The 23,122-nt window shown below is 72.1% G+C and carries 17 protein-coding genes; 14 read left to right on the top strand and 3 right to left on the bottom strand.

Going from position 1 to position 23,122, the window contains the following annotated elements; genetic code table 11:
• Positions 1-19: 19 nt before the first annotated feature.
• Positions 20-1,450, bottom strand: a complete 1,431-nt coding sequence (locus tag FRANEAN1_RS36575) for an MFS transporter (RefSeq protein ID WP_020464693.1) — start codon at positions 1,448-1,450, stop codon at positions 20-22.
• A 287-nt stretch (positions 1,451-1,737) separates the two neighbouring features.
• Between FRANEAN1_RS36575 and FRANEAN1_RS36570 the strand changes: the two genes are divergently transcribed.
• Positions 1,738-3,504 (top strand): substrate-binding and VWA domain-containing protein, encoded by a 1,767-nt coding sequence (locus FRANEAN1_RS36570; protein WP_347176916.1) that lies wholly within the window; start codon positions 1,738-1,740, stop codon positions 3,502-3,504.
• An 84-nt stretch (positions 3,505-3,588) separates the two neighbouring features.
• Here the strand turns inward: FRANEAN1_RS36570 and FRANEAN1_RS36565 are convergent, their stop codons facing one another.
• Together FRANEAN1_RS36565 and FRANEAN1_RS36560 are read right to left on the bottom strand one after the other, a co-directional pair.
• Complete coding sequence (locus FRANEAN1_RS36565) at positions 3,589-4,662, bottom strand: inositol-3-phosphate synthase (RefSeq protein ID WP_020464691.1); 1,074 nt, start codon at positions 4,660-4,662, stop codon at positions 3,589-3,591.
• Positions 4,663-4,819: 157 nt separating this feature from the next.
• The gene (locus FRANEAN1_RS36560; protein ID WP_020464690.1) at positions 4,820-5,509 is read right to left on the bottom strand and encodes a PadR family transcriptional regulator; all 690 of its coding nucleotides are present in this window, start codon (positions 5,507-5,509) and stop codon (positions 4,820-4,822) included.
• A gap of 479 nt (positions 5,510-5,988) precedes the next feature.
• On the opposite strand from FRANEAN1_RS36560, the gene FRANEAN1_RS36555 reads away from it, so the two are divergent.
• From FRANEAN1_RS36555 to ilvD, 13 genes are all read left to right on the top strand, one after another.
• A complete protein-coding gene (locus tag FRANEAN1_RS36555) occupies positions 5,989-6,396 on the top strand; it encodes a DUF5318 family protein (protein ID WP_020464689.1) in 408 nt (135 codons plus the stop codon).
• Positions 6,397-6,724: 328 nt separating this feature from the next.
• The gene (locus FRANEAN1_RS36550) at positions 6,725-10,462 is read left to right on the top strand and encodes a transglycosylase domain-containing protein (protein WP_020464688.1); all 3,738 of its coding nucleotides are present in this window, start codon (positions 6,725-6,727) and stop codon (positions 10,460-10,462) included.
• 87 nt (positions 10,463-10,549) lie between these two features.
• On the top strand, positions 10,550-12,496 hold the full coding sequence (locus FRANEAN1_RS36545) for a membrane protein (protein WP_020464687.1): 1,947 nt from the start codon (positions 10,550-10,552) through the stop codon (positions 12,494-12,496).
• Positions 12,493-13,707 (top strand): hypothetical protein, encoded by a 1,215-nt coding sequence (locus FRANEAN1_RS36540; protein ID WP_020464686.1) that lies wholly within the window; start codon positions 12,493-12,495, stop codon positions 13,705-13,707. Before FRANEAN1_RS36545 ends, FRANEAN1_RS36540 begins: the two co-directional genes overlap by 4 nt.
• 113 nt (positions 13,708-13,820) lie before the next feature.
• On the top strand, positions 13,821-14,078 hold the full coding sequence (locus FRANEAN1_RS36535; RefSeq protein WP_049795861.1) for a hypothetical protein: 258 nt from the start codon (positions 13,821-13,823) through the stop codon (positions 14,076-14,078).
• Between the two features lie 122 nt (positions 14,079-14,200).
• The gene (gene rpsF, locus FRANEAN1_RS36530) at positions 14,201-14,527 is read left to right on the top strand and encodes a 30S ribosomal protein S6 (RefSeq protein ID WP_020464685.1); all 327 of its coding nucleotides are present in this window, start codon (positions 14,201-14,203) and stop codon (positions 14,525-14,527) included.
• A gap of 63 nt (positions 14,528-14,590) precedes the next feature.
• A complete protein-coding gene (locus FRANEAN1_RS36525) occupies positions 14,591-15,172 on the top strand; it encodes a single-stranded DNA-binding protein (RefSeq protein WP_020464684.1) in 582 nt (193 codons plus the stop codon).
• Between the two features lie 62 nt (positions 15,173-15,234).
• The gene (rpsR, locus tag FRANEAN1_RS36520; protein WP_006543269.1) at positions 15,235-15,471 is read left to right on the top strand and encodes a 30S ribosomal protein S18; all 237 of its coding nucleotides are present in this window, start codon (positions 15,235-15,237) and stop codon (positions 15,469-15,471) included.
• A gap of 11 nt (positions 15,472-15,482) precedes the next feature.
• Positions 15,483-15,929, top strand: a complete 447-nt coding sequence (rplI, locus tag FRANEAN1_RS36515; protein WP_020464683.1) for a 50S ribosomal protein L9 — start codon at positions 15,483-15,485, stop codon at positions 15,927-15,929.
• A 951-nt stretch (positions 15,930-16,880) separates the two neighbouring features.
• Positions 16,881-18,239, top strand: coding sequence for a replicative DNA helicase (dnaB, locus tag FRANEAN1_RS36510; protein ID WP_020464682.1), 1,359 nt, complete (start codon positions 16,881-16,883; stop codon positions 18,237-18,239).
• A gap of 120 nt (positions 18,240-18,359) precedes the next feature.
• A complete protein-coding gene (locus FRANEAN1_RS36505; RefSeq protein WP_020464681.1) occupies positions 18,360-18,731 on the top strand; it encodes an antibiotic biosynthesis monooxygenase family protein in 372 nt (123 codons plus the stop codon).
• Between the two features lie 30 nt (positions 18,732-18,761).
• The gene (locus FRANEAN1_RS36500; RefSeq protein WP_020464680.1) at positions 18,762-20,162 is read left to right on the top strand and encodes a hypothetical protein; all 1,401 of its coding nucleotides are present in this window, start codon (positions 18,762-18,764) and stop codon (positions 20,160-20,162) included.
• Positions 20,163-20,522: 360 nt separating this feature from the next.
• On the top strand, positions 20,523-22,376 hold the full coding sequence (ilvD, locus tag FRANEAN1_RS36495) for a dihydroxy-acid dehydratase (protein WP_020464679.1): 1,854 nt from the start codon (positions 20,523-20,525) through the stop codon (positions 22,374-22,376).
• Positions 22,377-23,122: the final 746 nt, after the last annotated feature.

The following is a 23,122-nucleotide window of genomic DNA, read 5'->3' as shown; positions in this document are numbered from 1 at the left end:
CCCGGGGCTCGCTTCGGCGTCACCGGGCCGGGCCCGGCCCGGTGGCTGAGACCGGGCCCGCAGGTCGGCCTGGGCCCGAGGTTGGCCTCGGGCTCGGGCTCGGGCTCATGGTCGGGCCGGGGGCGTCGGAGGAGGCGGGTGTGTCGGCGCGGGATTCGCCGACGCCGCGGATCATCCGGTCCTCGGGGTGGCGCATGGCGGCCCGGTAGTAGAGGAGGCCCGCCAGGCTGTAGCCGATGCCCGCGGCGATGATGGTCGGCGAGGACCTCCCGTCCTCCGGAACCACCACCGCGGCGACCGCGGCCGCGGCCACGAAGGCCACATTGAACAGCAGGTCGTAGAGGGAGAACGCCCGCCCCCGGTAGGCGTCGTGGGTCTCCTCCTGCACGATCGTGTCGACGCAGATCTTGCTCGCCTGCGCGGAGAAACCGAGGAGCAACCCGGCGGTGATGTACAGCGGGGAGAGGTACGGCAGCCCCAGGACCACCTCGACGACTCCGCCCGCGCCGAGGACGATCGCGATCCAGGTGGCCTTCGGCATCCGCCGGGTCACCCGGGGGGTGACGACGGCGGCGAGGATCGTCCCCGCGCCGCTCGCCGCGACCACCGCCGCGAGCCCGGCCAGCCCCCCGCCGGGCCCGGTGAAGTGGTTGCGGTACAGCAGTACCGTCATGACGAGCACCAGCCCGTAGGCGGCGCGGGACGTCGTCAGCGCGGCGAGCGCGCGCCGGGCGGGGCCGTGGTTCCACAGGTAACGGACGCCGTCCACCATGTCGGCGACAACGTGCCGGGCCTGCGACCAGGCACCCTGCCAGGGCATCGTCTCGACCGGGCCGAAGGCGAGGCGGGCGGGGCGTGCCGCGGTGACGGCGGCGACGATGTAGGCGAGGGCCGCCAGGCCCGCCACCAGCGCGACGGCCCGGTCATCGCCGTCGGTGAGGCCGCGCAGCCCGCTGCCGACACCGGCCCCGACCAGGGTGGCGACAGTTCCGGAGGTGACCGACAGGGCGTTGGCCGTCACGAGCCGGTCGACGTTGACGACCATCGGGAGGCCTGCGGACAGCGCTGCCAGGACGAACCTGTTCACGCTCACCGAGGCCAGCGCCGTCGCGTAGAAGTCGGCGCCGGTGCGCCCGCCGAGGATCAGGCCGACGAGCACGATCATCAGCAGCGTGCGGACCACAGAGGAGACAACGAGTACCCGCTGGCGGGAGACCCGGTCCAGCACGATGCCGGCGAACGGCCCGATGACGCTGAACGGCAGCACGACCACGGCGAGAGACGCGGCCAGTGCCCCGGCGGACGTCGCGCGCTCCGGGGAGAACAGCACATAGCTGACGAGGCTCGCCTGGAACACGCCGTCGGCGGCCTGTGACGTCAGGCGGCACGCGTAGAGCTGCCGGAACGCGCGACCGCCGAGCAGCGCGCGCAGGTTGCCGGTCCAGGCCACGACGGCCAGCCTACGGAGCCGGCGGACGCCCCGGGTCGCCGGGCGGCATGACGGATCACTCTGCGAGCACAGCGGACGGCGACGATCCCTATGGCCGGACGGCGCGTGAACAGCGATATGACGTCGAATCAATGCAGGGACTTCGGATGTCCCATCTGGCGCAGACCTCGGCACGTTTGGTTACGGTCGCGGTCCAGACTTCGGTTGTTCCGGGAGGTCCCGGTCTGATGCCTGGTGCCCGCCACCGCCACCGCCGTTCGGGCCCCTCGTTACGGGGGGTCGCGGCGGTGGCTGCGGTACCCCTCATGGTCGGCGCCCTGACCTGCGGATGGCTCGTCCTGCGCGGAGGGGCCGGCCCCGTTCGCTGCGATCGCACGATCACCCTCGGGGTCACCACCTCGCCGAGCCTGGCCACGGCGTTGAGCGAGGCCGCCGCGGCCTACGGCAGCGGGAAGCCGACGGTGTCCGGGTACTGCGTGTCCGTCCGGGTCGACACGGCGGGCGGCGGCCAGGTCGCCTCCTACATGAGAGGCGGCTGGACGGACCCGACGGCCGGTCCGATCCCGGACGTCTGGGTGCCGGACTCCACGGACTGGCTCACGCTGGCGCGGACCACCGAGCCGGCCAACCGGCTGCTGGTGGACACCGGCACCGTTATCGCCACCTCACCGGTCGTCATCGCGATGCCCCGCCCGATGGCCGAGGTGTTCGGCTGGCCGCGTCGCGAGCTCTCCTGGGCCGACCTGCGCAAGCTCGGTGGCGACGAGGGCTACTGGGGGTCACGGGGACGGCCGGCCTGGGGCGGTTTCACCGTCGGGCTGCCCGACCCCCGGGTGTCGGCTGCCGGGATGACCGCGCTGGCCGACGCCGTGGCCGCCGCGCTGAAGACCCCGGTCGAACGGCTCACCGAGGACATGTTCACCGACGGCCTCGCGGCCAAGGGTGCCCTCCTGGATCTGGAGCGCTCGTCGGCGCTGGTAGCCGCCTCCGACACCGACCTGCTCACGGCCGTCCGCGCGGCGGACCTCGAGGACCCCGCGGCGACCAGGCTCACCGCGTTCCCGCTTCAGGAGAGTCTCGTCTACCAGTACAACCGCCGGGTGGGCATCGGCGCCGCGCTGCCGGACGGCCGCGGACCGGAGCTGGCCGCCTTCTACCCGCGGGACGGCACCGAGCTCGACGAGATCCGGTACACCGTGCTGAGCCGGGCGTCGGACGACCCGGTGAAGGCCGAGGTGGCGCGGGACTTCCTGCGGACGCTGACGTCCGGGCCGGGGCGGGTCGCCCTGCTCGGGAACGGCCTGCGCCCCCCGGACGGCATCGCCGACTCGTTCACAGCCCGGACGGGGCTCACCCCGCGGCCGCGGATGACGCCCGAACGCACCCTGGACGCGACGGTGCTGACCGCGCTCCAGGGGAGCTTCGCAGGCGTCCATCAGCGCGGGAACACCCTCGCCGTGCTGGACACCTCGGGCTCCATGAACGAGGAGGTGCCGGGCAGCGCGGGCCGCAGCCGGCTGTCGGTGGCGCTCGACGCGGCGAAGTCCGCCATCCCGCTGTTCGCCGAAGACAGCGATCTCGGGCTGTGGCAGTTCTCCACCCGGCTGCGCGGCGACCAGGACTGGGAGGAGCTCGTGCCGCTCGGGCCGATGGGCGAGCGGCTGGGCGCCGGCACGCGCTCGCAGGCGGTGATGGACGCGGTGAACCGGATCGAGCCGCGCGGCGACACCGGGCTCTACGACACGGCCCTCGCCGCGTTCCGCTACATGAACCAGCACTATGTGCCGGGCCGGCCCAACCAGGTCGTGCTGCTGACCGACGGGAAGAACTCCGATCCCGGCAGCATCGCGCTCGACGAGCTGGTGCGGATCCTGCGCCGGGAGTACTCGCCCCAGCGGCCCGTCCAGGTGATCACGATCGGCTATGGCGCCGACACGGATCTCGCCGCGCTGTCGCGGATCTCGGCCGCGACCGGAGCCGAGACGTATCCCGCGCTGGACCCGAACACCATCTTCGAGGTCCTCGTCGACGCGCTGACCGAGGTTCCCGGCTGACCCGCGCATGCCTGTAGCCCGGTCGTCCCCCTCCGGACGACCGGGCTACCTGGCGGATCGTGGGTGGTGCTGGTGGTGCGGAGGTCAGCCCTCGTCGCGGATGAACGCCTCGACCTTGTCGCGGGCCTCGTTGTCGCGGTACTGCTCCGGCGGCGACTTCATGAAGTACGACGACGCGGAGAGGATCGGCCCGCCGACGCCGCGGTCCAGCGCGATCTTCGCGCAGCGGACGGCGTCGATGACCACACCGGCGCTGTTGGGGGAGTCCCAGACCTCGAGCTTGTACTCCAGGTTCAGCGGGACGTCACCGAACGCGCGGCCCTCAAGCCGGACGTAGGCCCACTTGCGGTCGTCGAGCCAGGCGACGTAGTCGGACGGGCCGATGTGCACGTTGTCCTTGCCCAGGTCGTGGGAGACCTGGGAGGTGACGGCCTGGGTCTTGGAGATCTTCTTCGACTCCAGCCGATCCCGCTCGAGCATGTTCTTGAAGTCCATGTTGCCGCCGACGTTGAGCTGCATCGTGCGGTCGAGGACGACGCCACGGTCCTCGAACAGCTTCGCCATGACCCGGTGGGTGATGGTGGCGCCGACCTGCGACTTGATGTCGTCGCCGACGATCGGCACGCCCGCCGCGCGGAACTTCTCGGCCCACTCGGGGACACCGGCGATGAAGACCGGCAGGCAGTTGATGAACCCGACGCCCGCGTCGATGGCGCACTGGGCGTAGAACTTCGCGGCGTCCTCGGACCCGACCGGCAGGTAGCAGACGAGCACGTCGGCGCGGGTCTCACGCAGGGTGGCGACGACGTCGACCGGGGTCTCGTCCGACTCGTCGATCGTCTCGCGGTAGTAGCGGCCGAGGCCGTCGAGGGTGTGCCCGCGGGCCACGGTCACGCCCAGCGGCGGGACGTCCGCGATCTTGATGGTGTTGTTCTCGCTGGCCACGATGGCCTCGGAGAGGTCACGGCCCACCTTCTTCGCGTCCACGTCGAACGCCGCGACGAAGGTCAGGTCGGAGACATGGTAGTCACCGAGCGTGACGTGCATCAGGCCTGGGACCTGGGCCGCGGGGTCGGCGTCGCGGTAGTACTCGACCCCTTGGACGAGAGATGCGGCGCAGTTGCCCACGCCCACGATGGCGACACGTACCGAACCCATGACGGATGCGCTCCTTAAGCTGGTGGGGGATGCTGGCGTTTCCCGCGCGGAGCGGGATCGGCCGGTGCTGACCGGAACACCGGCTGGTGCCGACGCCGCGCGGTACCGCCGCCGGGTGGCTGTGTGCCGCCCCGCCGCCGGTCCGCCCGGTCGCCTGCTAGCTGTCGGGGGACGGAACGGCGCCGCCGGAGCCCGCGTCACCGTGCTCCGGGCCGCCCACCGCCTCGTCCCGTCCCGCGTCAGCTGTGGACGAACCTGTGGACAACTCTGTGGATGATGTGGACAACACCTCGCGCGTCGAGATGCCGCGCGTCGAGCCGGGCGCCTGTGCCCGTTCGGTCTCGATCAGCTCGCTGAGCCACCTGACCTCGCGCTCGACCGACTCGAGGCCGTGCCGTTGCAGCTCGAGGGTGTAGGAGTCGAGCCGCTTCGTGGTACGGGACAGCGCCGAGCGCACCTTCTCCCCACGCTCCTCGAGCCGGCCGCGCCGCCCCTCGAGGATCCGCAGCCGCACCGCCGCGTCGGTCTTGGAGAAGAAGGCGAAGCGGACGCCGAACATCTCGTCCTCCCACGAGGACGGCCCACCTTCGCCCAGCAGTTCCGCGAGCTTTTCCTTGCCCTCGCCGGTGAGGGTGTAGACGACCCGGCTGCGGCCACCGAGGCGGCTGGCCGCGCCGGCGTCGTCCGCCGTCACGTACCCCGAGGCCTGCAGGCGGCGCAGGCACGGGTACAGCGACCCGTAGCTGAAGCGGTGGAAGGAGCCGAGAACGGCGGCGAGCCGCTTGCGCAGCTCATAGCCGTGCATCGGGCTCTCCGACAGGAGCGCGAGCACCGCCAGCTCCAACATGCGCGCTCTCCTCTCGCACCGGGCCGGCGCCCGCCGCCGCCGGACGGCCGGGTGTATCGGCGGACTGTATCGCTTGGTTCTGTATCGCCTTGTCCTGTCGCCGCGACATATCGAGGCGATACATCGAGGATAGACGCGCCGGTACTACTACGGCAACTAGGGATGGCCGACCGGCGACCGGTTGATGACGGACGGGCGTGGACAACCACGCGCGGCCAGCCGGGCCGGCGCGTGCGGACGAGGTGCCGGTGCGGTGATCCGGTGTGCCTACGCATCGCTTCGACGGGCCGGAGCGGCGGCCGGACCGGTCGGCGGGACGCGCTGGCGTGGCCGTCGAACCGGCGGGCGGAACGGGCTGGCAGGAGCCGGGAACCGTCCACTGGTGCACCGGCTTTCACCAGTACGAACGGCCCAATCGGCTTGTCACCTTCTGTCGGTACCGTCTGCCCGGGACGCGGCGTCGGCGTACCGTGGATGCCATGCGTCCACGGTCGGTCATCGACTACGCGCTCGCCCGCCGGGCGACGCTGGGCGACCTGTTCGCGGGGCGGATCTCCTCGCTGGATGTGTGCGATGCGCACCCTTATCTGATCCGTGCGGCGAAGTACCACGGAGAGCCCACGAAGAAGCGGTGCCCTGTCTGTCGCGGGGCCGATCCGCTCATCAACGTCACCTATACCTACGGTGACGAGCTCGGCCCGAGCTCCGGCCGGGTCAGGGCCACCAAGGAGCTTCCGGGGCTGGCCTCCCGGTACAGCGAGCTGAATGTGTACGTCGTCGAGGTGTGCCCGCCCTGCGGCTGGAACCACCTGATCACGTCCTATGTGATCGGCACCGGCGAGCCGCCGGCGAAGAAGCAGCCGCGGCGCCGGGCCGCCGACACCTAGGTCCGGTCCGGGCGGGCCCGGCGGCGTTCACCGAGGGCTGCGGGGAACCCGGCCGAATACCCGGTGTGAGCGGCGAGTTCTCCGTGGCCTTTCTGTCCGCGCCCTGTTGGCGCAGCGGCGGGCCGTGGTGTGCCGAGAGTGTGTGCCATCCCCACTTCAGTGCCCTGCCGCAAGGGCCCCGATCTGGCGTGAGATTCTGGTCTGCCATGTGGGCTTCCACGTGGGTGCGGCCGTCTTCGGCGCGCTGTACCGGAATCTGGGGGCGCTGGCCGGACTATGGCATCGGCACGGTGACCGGGGGGATTCGCGGCAACGGACGGGGTAGTGGGTGAGTACTCCCTATGACCAGGGCGCACGGACGGTAGGACCTCGTGCCGGCGACGGGCGGGTTCCGCCCGGCCGCGCCGTGCCCGGTCCGGGCGCCGGGAGGCCGGCCCCAGGTGGCCGGCCGGCCGGCGCGGGTTCGCCCGGTGGGCCGCTCGCCGGCAGTGGCGCGGCCGGTGGGAGCACCGCCCCCGACCAGGACGCCGGCGGCTGGACCCCGGACCGCGGCGCCGCCGCGCGCCGCCGCGCGGCCACGACCCGCTCCGACGCGGACGGCGCGTCCGGTACGACCGGCCGCCGGGCGGCCGATCGGGGCGCCGGGCGTCCGTCGGGCCCGCGAGGTGCTTCCGGCGGTACGAGCGGTACCGGCGGCGTTGATCGGTCCGGGCCCGCCGAGACGGGGCGGTCCGCCGCGGGCGGCCCGGCCACCGGGCGAACCGGGGCCGGCCGGGCAACCGGCGTCTCCGACCGCACCGGTTCGGGCCGGGGCGCACCCGAGCGCGGCGCCCCGGATCGCGGTGTCCCGGACCGTGGTCTCTCCGATCGTGGTTCCGCGGGGCGCGAGGCCTCGGGCCGTGGCGGCTCCGATCGCGGTGTCTCCGATCGCGGTGCCGCCAGCCGTGGTGTCTCCGATCGTGGTGGCTCGGGCCGTCCCGGCGCCGGGCCCGTGGAGCCGGGCCGCACCGGATCCGACCGCCTTCCCGCCACCCGCGGTGACTCGGCCCGCATTGACGCTGCCCGCGGTGAGGCGACCCGCGGGGACTCCACCCGCGGCGGCGCCCGCGGTGATTCAGCCGGCGGTGGCTTCCCACGCGGCGATGCCCGGGGTGAGCTCGCTCGCGGCGACTCCGGCCGGGGTGCCGCCGGCCCCGGCCGCGGTGCCCCGGGCCAGCGCGAACCCGGGCGTGGCGAGCCTCGGCCCGGTGGCCCGGAGGGCCGTGGCCGGGCCGCGGCCCCGGACGCCGACCCGGCGGCCACCCGGACCCAGCGGCGGGCGGGCGGGCGCCCGTCCCGTCCCGTGGCGGGCCGGGCGGCTGCTGACCGGGCCGCGGCCCGGTCAGCAGCCGGAGTCGGCGCCGCCGAGGCGACCGGCCGGGACGGCCGGCTGACCGGCGCCACCACCCGGCTGCGGGCATACCGCCCGGGCGGCGGGCGCGGGGCTGGGCCGGAGGAGCCCGCCGGCCGCACGAACGCCCTGTACGACACGGTCGACCAGGCCGCGCTGCGCCGCGTCGACGTACGCGAGCGCACCGCCGACGCGACCGTCTACCACAAGGTGGCGCCCGGCGACGGGCTCGACTCCTTCGGTGACGGGGACCGCACGGGCCTGCTCGACCGCACCGGCGGCGCGTCGCGCTCGGCCGGCACCCGGCTGGACGCGCTGGAGGGCGGCCGGCCCGGTGCAGGCCGCACCGGTGCAGGCCGCCGGCCGGGTGGGCCGACCCGGCCAAGTGACCGGGAGCGGGGCAGGCGGCCCGGCGCGGGCGAGACCTCCGCAGCGCATGCGACCGGCGGCCGCGCGGGCGGCCGGGCCCGCGTCCGGCCGAACGCGGGCAAGCGTGGCCCCAGATGGTGGCGGAACCGGCCGCGATGGCTGCGCCGCCTGGTGCTCATCGGGATGACGTCCGGCGCGTTTCTGTTCGTCGCGGGCATCGCGGTGATCTACGCGGCGACCCGGGTGCCGCTGCCCGAGGAGGTGAAGACCGACCAGACGTCGATCATCTCGTGGGCCGGCGCGGACGGAAAGCCCGGCGGCGAGCTCGCCCGGATCGGCGACGTGAACCGCACGGACGTCCCGCTCTCGCAGGTGTCGAAGGACGTCCAGCACGCGGTGCTGGCCGCCGAGAACGAGAACTTCTACAACGAGCCGGGTATCTCCCCGCGGGGTATCGCGCGGGCGCTGTGGGTGAACATCAGTGGTGGTGAGATCGCCCAGGGTGGTTCGACCATCACCCAGCAGTACGCGAAGAACGCCTATCTCACCCAGGAACGCACGTTCACCCGGAAGATGCGGGAGATCGTGCTCGCCATCAAGCTCGACCAGAAGTACTCCAAGGACCAGATCCTGGAGTTCTACCTGAACACGATCTACTTCGGGCGCGGCTCGTACGGCATCGAGGCGGCGGCGAAGACCTACTTCGGGAAACCGGCGGCCGAGCTGACCGCCGGGGAGGGCGCGGTCATCGGGGGGCTCATCAGATCCCCGAACTACCTGGACCCGAAGGTGAACCCGGGGCCGGCGGAATCCCGCTGGAAGGACGTCGTCGCGACGATGGTCGCCAAGGGCTGGGCCCCGGCGTCACTGGCGACCGAGAAGCCACCGGCGGTGTTGGAGAAGACCGACAGCTCCGGCAGCTCCTCCGATCAGGTCCAGTACATCAAGCTCCAGGTCGAGAGCGAGCTGACCGCCGCCGGCATCACCGAGGACCAGATCAACCGTGGTGGGCTGCGCATCACGACGACTCTCGACCAGGGCCGGCAGACCGCGGCCTTCCAGGCGGTGACCAGCCAGATCTCGCAGGCGTACGCGGCCGTACCCGACCTGCGCACGGGGCTGGTGGCGATAAAACCGGGAACAGGTGAGGTGCTCGCCTGGTACGGAGGGTCCCTTTACGGCAAGGGCACGAACGGCCAGGCGCAATATGTGGACAACGTTTCCGGAGCGAAGCTTCCGCCCGGTTCGACGTTTAAGGCCATCACCCTGGTGACCGCCCTGAAAAAAGGCATCAGCCTTAAATCCACCTACCCGGCCCCCGCCCATCTGCAGGTCCTGGACTACCCGGTCAGCAATGACGAGAGCGACCCCGGAGACCTGGGCTACCCCGACCTCGTGGAGTCCACCGCCGAGTCGATCAACACCGTGTTCGTGCCGCTGGGCGTCGACGTGGGCGTCGCGAACGTCATTCAGACCGCCCACGACATGGGGGTCGACGCCGACCTCGAGAACGTCGCCGGCGTCAGCCTCGGCAAGGACGGCGTGAGCGCGCTCGACATGGTCGAGGTCTACGGCACGCTGGCCAGCGGCGGCTACCGGGCCACCCCGCACATCGTCGCCAAGGTCGAGGACAACTCGGGCCGCGTCATCCTGGACGGGATGAACTCCGGCACGAAGCCGGTCGTCGACAAGGAGCCGGTCGTCCCGCCGTCCGTGGCCAGGGACGCGACCTTCGCGCTGGAGAGCGTGATCGACCACGGCACCGGCAAGAGCGCCCGGCTGGCGAACAACCGGCCGGCGGCGGGGAAGACGGGCACCACCGACGACTTCCGGTCCGCCTGGTTCTGCGGGTACACGAGGGAGATCGCCTCCTGCGTGAACATGTTCCGCGGCAAGGGCGAGGTGGCCGACCAGCTCCGGGGCATCCCGGGCGCCGAGCGGGGTGTGTACGGAGGCAACTACCCGGCGAAGATCTGGAAGGCGTTCATGGACGCGGCGCTGCAGGGCATCGCGCCGAAGCCGTTCGATCCGCCCGCCTACGGCGGGATCGTCACCCAGCGCAGCCCCGCGCCGGCGCCGACCCCGTCCGACCTGCCCACGCAGCCGCCGGTCGCGGGGACGGACGACTTCGACATCTTCGGCAACGACCAGAACGACAACGGCCAGAACGGCGGCGGGCAGGCCGGCCAGACCGGGCAGACGGGTCAGACTGGTCAGCAGCCACGTCCGAGACAGACCCGGCCACCCACCGGCGGTGGCGGCGGTGGCGGTGGCGGCGGAATCGTGGTCAATCCGTTCAACAACTGAGTAAGTCGCGAACTGAGCAGCGCCGCGGGTGCCCCTGGCACCCGCGGCGCTGTGTCGTCGGGAGGCCTCGTCACCGCGTGTACCAGAATGGCCGGCATGGCCACGACACCGGCGTCGCCCAACCGGACCAGCCCGGCGCGCACCGACCCGGTGGTCGCGGGCGCGAGTGAGCTCATCGGGGGCCCACCCGGGCGGCACGCCCTGCTCGGCGCGAGCCGGAGCTGGTGGACGCCGCTGCGCGTGCTGATGCTCCTGGTGACGCTCACCTGTGTGCTCGGCTATGCGCAGAAGTCCGGCTGCCGTGACACCCGCAACTGGACGGACGAGTACCAGTACACCCGGATGTGCTACTCCGACGTGGTGGCCCTCTACAGCCAGGAGGGCCTGGTCGACGGCAAGATCCCCTATCTGGACTACCCGACCGAGTACCCGCCGGTGATCGGCGGCGCGATGCAGTTGGTCTCCTCGCTGGCCGGCTTCGGCTCGCCCCCGGTGGCGGTGTTCCGCACCGACGAGGCGGGCGCCCAGGTCTTCGACCACTACTCGATGGACTCCCGCTCGGCGCTGTTCTACGACCTCACCGCGCTGCTGTTCCTGGTGGCGGCCTGTGTGGCGGTCTTCTGCACGGCGCTGACCATGGCGCCGTCCCGGATCTGGGACGCGGCGCTGCTGGCCCTGGCGCCGACGCTCGCGCTGCACCTGCTGACCAACTGGGACGTCCTCGCCGTGGCCTTCGCGGCCGGTGGGTTGCTGGCCTGGTCGCGGCGGGCCCCACGGCTGGCCGGCATCCTGTTCGGGCTGGGGGTGGTCACCAAGCTCTACCCGGCGCTGTTCCTGCTGGGGATCGCCGTGCTCTGCCTGCGGACCGGCCGGATGCGGGAATGGGCGCGCACCGTGGTCTACGCGGTGGGCGCCGCGGTCGCCGTGATGCTGCCCGTCTGGCTGACCGCCGGCTACTTCGACGGCACGACGAAGGTCAGCGACGGCATCTGGTCCACCTTCTGGGGCGGCGGCGACTGGGTCGCGCTGCTCGACGGCAAGCAGGCTGGCGCGCACAACGGCCTGCAACGTTTCTTCGAGCTCAACTCCGAGCGCGGCGCCGACTGGGATTCGCTGGCCTTCGCGACGACCTGGCTGGCCGGCAAGTACGACACCGGCTGGTTCGCGCCCCTGCACCTGGTCGTCCTCGCCATCGGGCTGGCCGCCGCCGGCGCTGCCGCCGCGCTGGCGGTGCGGCGCTGGCCGTGGCTGCGCGCGCAGGTCATTGGCACCGCCGTCGCGTGCTGGCTGGTCCTGGCCGTGGCCACGCCGCTGGTCCTCGGTGCCGTGCGCGACCACGGCATCCCGGTCGGGACGCTGAACGTCCTGACCGCGGTCGGTCTCGTCCTGGCCGTGGTGGGCATCCTGGCGCTCGCCCTGCTGGCGCCGCGACGACCACGGGTGCCCCAGGTGGTGCTCCTCCTTGTGATCGCCTTCCTGCTGACCAACAAGGTCTTCTCACCGCAGTACACGATCTGGCTGCTGCCGCTGATGGCCCTGGCCCGGCCGCGCTGGCGGCTGTTCCTGGTCTGGCAGGCCTGCGAGATCTGGGTGCTGTTCACCCGGTTCATGCACTTTATCTACAACGACACCTCGGGCTCCGACGGGATCGACCGGGGCTGGTTCGTCGGTGCCGTGGTGCTCCGTGACCTGATGCTCTGCGTCGTCGCGGCCTTCGTGGTGCGCGAGATCCTCCACCCCGAGCTGGACGTCGTCCGCGACGGCGGCGTGGACGACCCGGCCGGCGGGATTCTCGACGGCGCCCCCGACGTGCGCGGCGGGCGCCTGGGCCTGCGGCTGCCGTCCCGGCTCTGGGGCCGCGCGGTGCCTGCCTCGGCACCGTTGTCCGGCACCGAGGCAGGCACCGATCAGGACGAGCTTTCGTGGCCGGAGGATCTCGCGGGCCCCGTGGGTGACGAGCCGCGCGTCGCGGCGCCGGAGGCGTCAACCGCACCCCACTCTCCGCGGCCCGTCGACGGGCGGGAGCAGGGATGACGGCGGACGCTCCGGCCGAGTCGCACGCCGGGCGTCCCGCCGAGTCGGCCGGACACGCCGTTCCCGGCGGCACCGATCCGGTGCGGCGGGTCTGGGCCCGGCTGCCTGACGCCGTGCAGGCCTCGCTCCCGGTGTGGTTCGCCAGCCGGGTGGCGGTGATGATCGCGTCGCTGGCGGGTGCGCGCGCCCTCTCGGACGGCCCGGCCGGCGACGCGCCCGGCCTCACCACACTCTGGGACCGCTGGGACGTCGGCCTGTTCACCAAGGTGGCCCGCTACGGCTACCTCTCGCCGTCCTACATCGACCGGACGGAGGTCGACTTCCCGGGGCTGCCGCTGGCCATCCGCCTCGTCCACGTGGTCGTCCCGGACTGGATCGCCGCCGGACTGGTGGTCTCGTTCCTCGCCGGCACGCTCGCCGCCGCCGCGTTGTGGCGGCTGGCCGCCGACGAGGTCGGGCGGGAGGACGCGCGGTTCGCGGTCGTCGCGCTCGTCTGCTTCCCGTACGCGGTCTTCCTGTTCGCCGCGTACTCCGAAGGGGTCTTCCTGGGCTTCGCGGTGGCCTCCTGGCTCGCCGCGCGGCGTGACCGGTGGCTGCTCTCCGGCCTGTTGGGCGCCGGCGCCGCCTCGGCGCGGGTGACCGGTATCCCGTTCTGCGCCGCCCTGGTCGTGCAGTACGTGCTCGTGCGCCGCGCCGCGGGCCGCCCGCTCTTCGCCCCGCCGGCGCTGGCGCTCGCCCTGCCACCGCTGCCGATCATCGGGTACGTCCTCTACCTGCGTGCCCGGACCGGGCGGTGGGACACCTACACCGAGGCGATGCGCGCCGGCTGGAACCGCGGCGTCGACTGGCCGTGGCGGGGTTGGTCGCGGACGTGGGAGTCCGCGTTCGACGGGAGCGGGGCGTCGACGTTCGTCTGGTTCTGGCGCGGGGAGCTGCTCGCCGTCGTGATCGGCGTGCTGCTGACGGGCGTGCTGCTGTGGAGCAGGCGTTGGGGCGAGGCGACCTTCGTCGGCCTGATGACCGTCCTGATGAGCTTCTCGAACTACTACGCCTCGGGGATCCGCGGGATCCTGGTCGCCTTCCCGCTGTACCTGCTGCTGGCGCGGGTGGCCGCGCGCCGGCCGTGGGTTCGCGGCGCCTACGTCTGGCTCTGCACACCGGTCATGGTGGTCTTCGTCGTTGCCTTCACCCAGGGGAAATGGGTCGACTGACCTCGGGCGACCGCTCGCCGGGTGCCCGCCCGACCGCCCGCCGGACGGCGGCGACACGACCATCGGGATCGGATGTCGGCCCGGGCGACCGACGCATGCGCGAGGATAGGACGGTGGCGGCAGACGACGTACGGGTGGACGGGCCGGGGCCCTCGTCGCGGCAGCCGCCGGGCGTGACGGCGTCCGCCGCCGTGGCGGGCCTGCTGGCGCTGGTGTTCCTGGTCCTCGCCCTCGCCGTGCCCGATCCGTCCCGGCACGCCCACGGGCTGCTGGTGGTTGTCGACCTGGTGGCTGTGGCCGGGGTCGGTGCGGTGTGGATCCGGGTGGTCCGCCTGGTCGGCCTCTCCGTGGACCGCCGCCGGGTCGAGTAATCTCGTCCAGACACACCGTGTGCCGACGTTTCAGCTCGCCCGTTGGGCGGACATCCGGCACCCGGTCCCTCCTGCCACGGATGATCCGTGGCCGCTAGAGTCCACAGGAGGTGGGTTCAGCCTTGCCACGCCACTATGAACTGATGGTGATCCTCGATTCCGAGCTCGAGGAGCGCACGGTCGCACCCTCGCTCGACCAGTACCTCAACGTCGTCCGTCAGGGCGGCGGCGTGGTCGAGAAGGTCGACGTGTGGGGCCGCCGCCGGCTCTCCTACGAGATCGCCAAGAGCTTCGAGGGCATCTACGCCGTCATCGACCTGCACACGGAGCCGGCCGTCGTCGCCGAGCTGGACCGCCAGCTCGTCCTCAACGAGTCCGTGATCCGCACCAAGGTGATCCGGCTGCCCGAGCCCAAGGCTCCGCGGCCGAACCGCCGGGCGGCGGCGTGACGTGCTCCGCCCGGTCGGCGCTGCGTGCGTTGACGCGGGCCCCTCGACCGGAGGAGCGTGATCATGGCCGGTGAGACGGTGATCACGGTTGTCGGCAATCTGACCAACGACCCCGAACTGCGTTTCACGCCGAACGGCGCCGCGGTCGCGAGCTTCACGGTCGCGTCAACCCCGCGCACGCTCGACCGCGGAACGAACGAGTGGAAGGACGGCGAGGCGCTCTTCCTTCGCTGTTCCATCTGGCGGCAGGCTGCCGAGCATGTCGCCGAGTCCCTTACCAAGGGCGCGCGCGTCATCATCCAGGGGCGCCTCAAGCAGCGCTCCTTCGAGACCCGCGAGGGTGAGAAGCGCACGGTGATTGAACTGGACGTCGACGAGATCGGTCCCTCGCTGCGTTACGCGACCACGAAGGTCACCAAGGCCGCCCGCGGTGGCGGTTTCGGTGGTGGCCAGCCTGGTGGCGGCTTCGGTGGCGGCCAGGGTGGCCCCGGCGGCCCGAGCGGGCCTGGTGGCACCGGTGGTCAGCCTGGTGGCGGCTACAACGGCGGATCCCCGCAGGGCGGTGGCTCCGGCTATGCCGGCGGCGCCGTCGACGACCCGTGGTCACAGCCCGCGGGTGGTTACTCCGACGAGCCGCCGTTCTGAGCGGCCGCGTGTCATCTTCGCGCGACCGGAACTCGGGCGCAAAACGAGGTAGGAGCACATCCATGGCCAAGGCGGCCGTGCGCAAGCCCAAGAAGAAGGTTTGCGTCTTCTGCAAGGACAAGGTCCACTACATCGACTACAAGGACACTTCCCTGCTCCGGAAGTTCATCTCCGACCGGGGGAAGATCCGTGCCCGCCGCGTGACTGGCAACTGCAGCCAGCACCAGCGTGACGTCGCGACCGCGGTGAAGAACAGCCGCGAGATGGCGCTGCTGCCGTACACCTCGACGGCCCGCTGAGGAGGATGACGATGAAGCTCGTCCTCACCCAGGAGGTCCCGGGGCTCGGCAGCCCGGGGGACATCGTCGACGTGGCCGACGGCTACGGCCGGAACTACCTGGTGCCGCGCCGGTACGCGATTCTCGCGACCCGTGGCGCAGAGCGTCAGGTCGCCCAGATCAAGCGGGCGCGTGACGCCCGGGCGGTCCGCGACCTCGACCACGCCAAGGAGATCGCCGGCCAGCTCTCCGGCCTGTCCGTCCGGCTGGTCAGCCGCGCGGGCAAGGAGGGCCGGCTGTTCGGCTCGGTCACGGCCGCCGACGTGGTGTCCGCGGTGACCGACGCCGGAGGCCCCGCGCTGGACCGGCGCCGGGTCGAGCTGAGCACCCCGATCAAGTCGCTCGGCTCGCACACCGTCGCCGTGCATCTGCACCCCGAGGTCAGCGCGAAGCTGACCGTCCAGGTCACCTCGGCCTGACTGCGGACGCAGGCCAGGGTCGCGCCGTTCGTGGCGCCACCCTGGCCTGCTCCTGTTAGCAGCGCTCGGGATCCGGGACCGCAGGTCCGAGGGCTGGGATCTTGGGATCCAGCTCTGAGGTGTCGAGACTTGGGAACCCGGGTCCGAGGGGTCGGGACCCGTTCTGGAGCAGGTCTCACAGACCTCACCCCCGCTGACGCCGGTTCCAGCACAACCGTGGCGGCTGAGTGAGTCCATGGACACGTTCATTCGCCACGCATCAGCCGGTGGCTTCCTGGCCGCGCGGAGCTCGGTGCTCCGGGGCTCGGCGGCTTGGCGGCTTGGCGCCCGGTGACTTACTCGGAAGACGCGACCACATCCAGATCACGTCTGTGTCCGCGTGTGAGCAGGTGGTGACGCTGCGGCTCGGGCAAAATGATCGTGGGCATGTCGCGGGGAGATCGGATCCCCGGACGGTATAGCTCAAAATGATTAGTCAGACCGCGATCTCGGGGTTGCGTCAAAGATTTTTTTGTCCACAGGTGTCGTATCCCTGTAGTCCTTCTGGCGCTGCGGTTCCGGGCGCTCGCGGCGCCGTCATCCACAACGTCGCCGCCGCTCGTCCCGAGGCGTTCCCCAGAATCCCGCTCGTTACCAACAGGTTGTCCACAGGTGGGTGTGGATAACTTTTTGGAGCCTCCCCGTGGGGACCTCTACTGTCGAGCCCTCCACACTGGCCATGTATCCGTGGGAACGGGATAGTCCAGACGGGTGAGGTGGGCGTGATCTTCGGATCGGTGGGCGGGTGGTCGAGTTGACACCCTCCAAACTGCGGTCGAACATATGTTCGATAGTGTCGGTGGGATCGGGTCGGGAGGGATCGGGTCGGGAGCTTCCGGCGCACGGCGCTGCTCCGATCGCCCGGTCGCGGCGGTGCGCAGGTGGGCCGGTCGACATCCGAGAGGGGGAGGCTTGAGCGTCGCCGACATCGCGCGCGGGCCTGGATCCGCGGTCGAGTTCGATCGCACCCCGCCCCACGATCTTCCTGCGGAGCAGAGCGTGCTGGGGGGCATGCTGCTCTCGAAAGACGCGATCGCGGACGTCGTCGAGGTCCTCCGGGCGAGCGACTTCTACCGGCCGGCGCACGCCACCGTCTACACCACGATCGGCGACCTCTACGGCCGTGGGGAGCCGGCCGACGTCATCAGCGTCGCGGCCGAGCTGGGCCGGCAGAACCTGCTGGAGCGGGTCGGCGGGCCGGCCTACATGCACACGCTGATCTCCAGCGTCCCGACCGCGGCGAACGCCGGCTACTACGCGCGCATCGTCGCGGAGAAGGCCGTGCTGCGCCGGCTGGCCGAGGCCGGCACGCGCATCGTGCAGCTCGCCTACGGCCCGGCGCCCGACGTCACCGACGTCGTCGACCGGGCCCAGGCGGCCGTCTACGAGGTGACCGAGCGGCGCACGAACGATGACTACACCCCGCTCGGCGAGTTGCTGAACCCGGCGCTGGAGGAGATCGAGGCGATCCAGGCCCACGACGGCGCCCTGACCGGGGTGCCGACGGGGTTCACCGACCTCGACGAGCTCACCAACGGCCTGCACGGCGGCCAGCTGTGGATCGTCGCGGCCCGGCCCGCGGTCGGCAAGTCGACCCTGGGCCTGGATTTCGCCCGCGCCGCGTCGATCAAGAACGGGATGACCTCGGTCGTCTTCTCGCTGGAGATGAGCCGCATGGAGATCACCATGCGGCTGCTCTCCGCCGAGGCCCGGGTGTCGCTGCAGAACATCCGCACCGGTCGGCTGACCGACGACGACTGGGGTCGGCTGGCCCGGCGGATGGGGGAGGTCGCCGAGGCACCGCTGTACATCGACGACAGCCCGCACCTGACGATGATGGAGATCCGGGCGAAGGCGCGGCGGCTCAAGCAGCGCAACGACCTGCGGCTGGTCATCCTCGACTACCTGCAGCTGATGTCCTCGCCGAAGAAGGTCGAGAGCCGCCAGCAGGAGGTCAGCGAGATCTCCCGGTCGCTGAAGCTGCTCGCGAAGGAGCTGGAGGTCCCCGTCGTGGCCATCTCGCAGCTCAACCGGGCCTCCGAACAACGGGCCGACAAACGGCCCCAGGTCTCCGACCTGCGCGAGTCCGGCAGCCTCGAGCAGGACGCCGACGCGGTCATCCTGCTCTACCGGGAGGACACGGTGGAGAAGGAGTCCGCGCGGGCCGGCGAGGCCGATCTGATCATCGCCAAGCACCGTAACGGCCCCACAGGCACCGTCACGGTCGCCTTCCAGGGCCACTACTCCCGGTTCGTCGACATGGCCAACTGATCACGCCGTGATCCGGTGGGAGGGCGGCCGCCCGCTGCGGTCGGGTCGACTGGCCCGATCGGACTGGTCGGCGGGCCGACCGGCCTGAAGAGCCGGCCCCGCGGTGACAGACTGGGCGACATGAGCGTTTCCGGTGTTCCCCCGCGCGACTCCGGGGTCGTCGAGGTCGCGCGGTTCGACGTGTTGCCAGGGTCCGAAGAGGAGTTCGCCGCGGCGTACCGAACCGTCCGGCACGAGCTGGTCGCCACGCCCGGGTGCCGCTCCGCCCGGATGACCAGGGGGGTCGAGTCCCCGTCCAGCTTCGTGCTCCTGGTCGACTGGGACAGCCTGGAAGCGCACACCGAGACCTTCCGCGGTTCCGACCGGTTCACCCGGTGGCGGGCGGCGCTCTCCCCGTTCTTCGCGGCCGCGCCGTCGGTGGAGCACGTCGTGGCGATCACAGACCCCGTCGCGCCGGCACCGGCGTCGGCGGACCGGCCGGCCAGCTCCTGAGCCCGCCGGCCGTCGCGCGCCTCCGCCGCCATGATGACCTTCATCGGGTACCTCTTTCTGGCGCCCCTCTCGGCCGCGTTCTTCGGCTTTCTGGTGTGGCTGCTGCCCGCGATCGCGATGCGCGACGTGATCGGCCGAATGCGGATCCGGCCGTTCACGTTCTTCGTGACCGGCTACATCTTCATCGGCCTGATGAGCTTCTACCTGCTGGTCTTCTACGAGGACCATGAGGTCGCCCCGTTCCTCGGAACGGTCGCGTCGCTGGGCCTGGTGTGGGCGGTCCGGCGGTGGTGGCGGTCGCGGCGCGGCTCCCGCACGGTCGCCGGGTTCAACCGGCTGACGGGCCCCCGGCAGCGCTCGGGAGCGCCCGCCAGCGGGCCCGGCATCCCCCACCCGGGCCAGTGGGGCGTCCAGCCTGGCCAGCACGGCGTCCAGCCGGGGCAGTACGGCGTCCAGCCTGGCCAGTGGGGGGTCCAGCCGGGGCAGTACGGCGCCCAGCCTGGTCCGCACAGGACCCACCCCGGCCAGTGGGGCGTCCAGCCTGGTCCGCACGGCGTCCAGCCCGGTGAGCACCCCGGTCCGTACGGCGGGCCCGGGTATCCGGGGGTGCCCGGGCAGACCACTCCGCCGGGATATCCGGCCCCGCCCGGCCAGGGGGGACATCCCGGCCATCCGGGGGCCGCGGCCACGGGCGGTCCGCCTGGGTCCGTCGGCCAGTCGCCCGCGGATGGTGTCCAGCCGGGGGGGCCTGGCTGGACACCCGGCCAGGATGGCGAGCACCTGGATACGGCGGGCGCCGGCGAGCCACCCGCGCCGGGCAGGACCGGCCGGATCGCCGGCTATCCGCTCGCGGCGCCGCCGCCGGACTCGCCTTCCGGTCCGCCCGGATACCCGCCGCCGGAGCGCCCGGCACCCGGCGGACCGGCGGCGCCGACACCGGAGGCATCGGGTGGACCTGTGCCGAGTCCACCGGCGCCAGGCTCATCAGTGCCAGGCTCGCAGGTGCCCGGTTCACCGATGTCGGGTGGACCTGCGTCGAGTGGTCCGGTGCCTGGTGGACCAGTGCCGGGTGGTCCGCCGGGTCCGCCGTCAGGACGACCCGCGTCGGGTGGTCCCGAGCCGGATGGTCCGGTGTCAGGTGCGGGCGGACCGGTGTCGGGTGGACCGGGCGCGGGCCCGCCGGCCTGGAGCGACGAGCCGGACATCGACCCGACCTGGCTGGAGTTCTTTGCCAGCGAGCCCGGCGGCCTGGGCACTGACGGTCCGGGCGCCGGTGGCCCGGGGGGAGGCGCGGGTCCGGCCGGTCCGGCCGGACCCGCGGGTGCGACCGGGCGAGGTGGTCCGGGCGGTCCGGTGGATTCCGCGGGATCCGTCGATCCCGAGGAGCCGGACGGGCCGACCTCCGGTCCCCCTGACGACCGGAGGCCCTGACCTCCGAGAGCGTCGCGTGGTCGGTTCTCCGGGTGGTCTGCTCGGGCCGCCAGGTGACGTGGTCGGTTCGCCGGGTGGTGTACTCGGGCTGGCGGGTGGCGTGGCTGCCGGGTGGCGTGGTCGGGCGGGTGCGGGCGAGGCGTAGCCTGATCGGTGGCGAAGCCTCCGGATCGGAGCGCGCCCGCGTGCCGCCTGTCGACTCGGGAACACCCGCCGACTCGGGAGCATCGACGTCGGAGACACCGATATCGGGAACACCGACGTCCGCTTCGTCGTACCGACGGCTGTTCGCCCGCCCGCGTCCGGCACCCCGACGCACCGCCCGTCTTCAGCGCCCCACAGCCCAGCTCAGAGGTCGAGATGCCCGCTTTGCGTTCCCGCACCACCACCCACGGTCGAAACATGGCCGGTGCCCGCGCCCTGTGGCGGGCGACCGGCATGACCGACGACGACTTCGGCAAGCCGATCGTCGCGATCGCGAACAGCTTCACGCAGTTCGTTCCCGGCCATGTCCACCTGCGGGACCTCGGGAAGATCGTCGCGGACGCGGTGGCCGGGTCGGGCGGGGTGGCCAAGGAGTTCAACACGATCGCCGTCGACGACGGCATCGCGATGGGCCACGGCGGCATGCTGTACTCCCTGCCATCCCGGGAGATCATCGCGGACAGCGTCGAGTACATGGTCAACGCCCACTGCGCCGATGCGCTGGTCTGCATCTCGAACTGTGACAAGATCACCCCGGGGATGCTGATCGCCGCGCTGCGGCTCAACATCCCGACCGTCTTCGTCTCCGGCGGCGCGATGGAATCCGGTCACGCCGTCGTCACCGGCGGGATCGTGCGGTCGCGGCTCGACCTGATCGACGCGATGACCGCGGCCGTCAACCCCGACGTCAGCGACGCCGACCTGGACACCATCGAGCGGTCCGCCTGCCCCACCTGCGGCTCCTGCTCCGGCATGTTCACGGCCAACTCGATGAACTGCCTGACCGAGGCGCTCGGCCTGGCGCTGCCGGGCAACGGCTCGACGCTGGCCACCGCGGCGGCCCGGCGCGGCCTGTTCGTCGAGGCCGGTCGCCTGGTCGTCGACCTGGCCCGCCGGTACTACGAGAAGGACGACGAGGCCGTCCTACCCCGCTCGATCGCGAGCGCGGCGGCGTTCCGCAACGCGTTCGCGGTGGACGTCGCCATGGGCGGTTCGACGAACACCGTCCTGCACCTGCTCGCCGCCGCCGTCGAGGCCGGGGTCGAGGTGACCCTCGACGACATCGACCAGGTCTCCCGCTCGGTGGCCTGCCTGTGCAAGGTGGCGCCCAGCTCGACCGACTACTACATGGAAGACGTCCACCGGGCCGGCGGGATCCCGGCGATCCTCGGTGAGCTCGACCGCGGCGGTCTGGTGGACCCGAACGTGCACAGCGTGCACGCGGCGAGCCTGCGCGAGTTCCTCGACCGCTGGGACGTGCGCGGGGCGGACCCGTCCCCGGACGCGATCGAGCTGTTCCACGCCGCGCCCGGCGGCGTGCGCACCGTCGAACCGTTCGGCTCGACGAACCGCTGGGACACCCTCGACACCGACGCGAAGAACGGCTGCATCCGCTCGGTCGAGCACGCCTACTCGGCCGACGGCGGCCTGGCCGTGCTGCGCGGCAACCTGGCCCCCGACGGCGCCGTGGTGAAGACGGCCGGCGTCGACGAGAGCCAGTGGACGTTCCGCGGGCCCGCGCTGGTCGTCGAGAGCCAGGAGGCCGCGGTCGACGCGATCCTGAACAAGGTCGTCAAGGCGGGCGACGTGATCATCGTCCGGTATGAGGGCCCCCGCGGTGGGCCCGGCATGCAGGAGATGCTCTACCCGACGGCGTTCCTCAAGGGCCGCGGCCTCGGGCCGAAGTGCGCGCTGATCACCGATGGCCGCTTCTCCGGTGGCAGCTCGGGCCTGTCGATCGGCCACGTCTCCCCGGAGGCGGCGCACGGTGGCCCGATCGCGCTCGTCCGGGACGGTGATCTCGTCGAGATCGACATCCCGCGGCGGCGGATCGACCTGCTGGTGCCGGACGCCGAGCTCGCCGCGCGGCGGGCCGAGATCGAGGCGAACGGCGGCTACCACCCGGCGAACAGGGAGCGTGTCGTGTCGGCCGCGCTGCGCGCCTACGCGGCCATGGCGACGTCCGCCTCGACCGGTGCCGCCCGTGACGTCCGGCTCATCACGGGATGACATCTCTCTCGGTAGCTGAATCGATCGCGGTGTGTGTGCGAAGGTGGGGCCTGTTCGCTTGGCGCGACTTCAGGTAGTCGCCTGATCACCTAGTGGTTGGGTGGGTGCGGGTGGTCGTGGCCGGGGCCGCGGGGGGCGCGACCGTTCCAGGAGATCCGCCTCGCCATGGCTCGTCACAGACGTTCGGACCGCCACCGCGCTCGCCGCGGCCGATTCGCTCGCCGCGTCGGCCCAGCTCGTCCTGCCGACAGTGGGATGAGGTTTCCCGTGAATCCTCACGTCCACCGGCGCTCGCGCTCGCGTTCGCACCCGGCCCGGCTGCTGCTGGCGGTGGTCGCCGTGACGGTGGTCGGGCTGGGGACCCTCGGCCTGGTCGCGGGCGTGGACGGCTCCGGGGGGTCCGGATCGAGTGACGGGCCGGCCCGTCTCGGCGCGGCGGAGATCCCTACCGGCCTGGACGGATCATCCGGTCCGCTGGCGGCTTCCGGCACGGCCGGTTCCAGCACCGCTGCGCCAGGAGCCGCCTCGGGCGCCGCCGTGTCGGGTGCTGCTGCGTCGGGTGCTGCCGGAGCGGACGCTGCGTCGGGTGCCGCTGGATCAGGTGCCGCTGGATCAGGTGGCGCTGCGTCTGGTGCTGCCGGGGCAGCTGTCGCGGGGTCGGGCGTCGGCCGGTCTGCCGCGGAGGGCCCGGGAACGGGGGGAGCGGGCTCGGCTCCAGCGGGGACCCTTCCGGCAGGGACCCTTCC

The sequence above is a fragment of the Parafrankia sp. EAN1pec genome (genome assembly GCF_000018005.1).
In the GTDB taxonomy this organism is placed as follows: domain Bacteria; phylum Actinomycetota; class Actinomycetes; order Frankiales; family Frankiaceae; genus Parafrankia; species Parafrankia soli.
The sequence above is the reverse complement of the archived record's forward strand: the minus strand, read 5'-3'. Positions and strand labels throughout refer to the sequence as shown.

Excerpts from the sequence above, each read along its gene's own strand:
- FRANEAN1_RS36565 (WP_020464691.1), bottom strand. The coding sequence starts at position 4,662 with ATGGGTTCGGTACGTGTCGCCATCGTGGGCGTGGGCAACTGCGCCGCA.
- FRANEAN1_RS36560 (WP_020464690.1), bottom strand. The coding sequence starts at position 5,509 with ATGTTGGAGCTGGCGGTGCTCGCGCTCCTGTCGGAGAGCCCGATGCAC.
- FRANEAN1_RS36555 (WP_020464689.1), top strand. The coding sequence starts at position 5,989 with ATGCGTCCACGGTCGGTCATCGACTACGCGCTCGCCCGCCGGGCGACG.
- FRANEAN1_RS36545 (WP_020464687.1), top strand. The coding sequence starts at position 10,550 with ATGGCCGGCATGGCCACGACACCGGCGTCGCCCAACCGGACCAGCCCG.
- FRANEAN1_RS36540 (WP_020464686.1), top strand. The coding sequence starts at position 12,493 with ATGACGGCGGACGCTCCGGCCGAGTCGCACGCCGGGCGTCCCGCCGAG.
- FRANEAN1_RS36525 (WP_020464684.1), top strand. The coding sequence starts at position 14,591 with ATGGCCGGTGAGACGGTGATCACGGTTGTCGGCAATCTGACCAACGAC.
- rpsR (WP_006543269.1), top strand. The coding sequence starts at position 15,235 with ATGGCCAAGGCGGCCGTGCGCAAGCCCAAGAAGAAGGTTTGCGTCTTC.
- rplI (WP_020464683.1), top strand. The coding sequence starts at position 15,483 with ATGAAGCTCGTCCTCACCCAGGAGGTCCCGGGGCTCGGCAGCCCGGGG.
- FRANEAN1_RS36505 (WP_020464681.1), top strand. The coding sequence starts at position 18,360 with ATGAGCGTTTCCGGTGTTCCCCCGCGCGACTCCGGGGTCGTCGAGGTC.
- FRANEAN1_RS36500 (WP_020464680.1), top strand. The coding sequence starts at position 18,762 with ATGATGACCTTCATCGGGTACCTCTTTCTGGCGCCCCTCTCGGCCGCG.
- ilvD (WP_020464679.1), top strand. The coding sequence starts at position 20,523 with ATGCCCGCTTTGCGTTCCCGCACCACCACCCACGGTCGAAACATGGCC.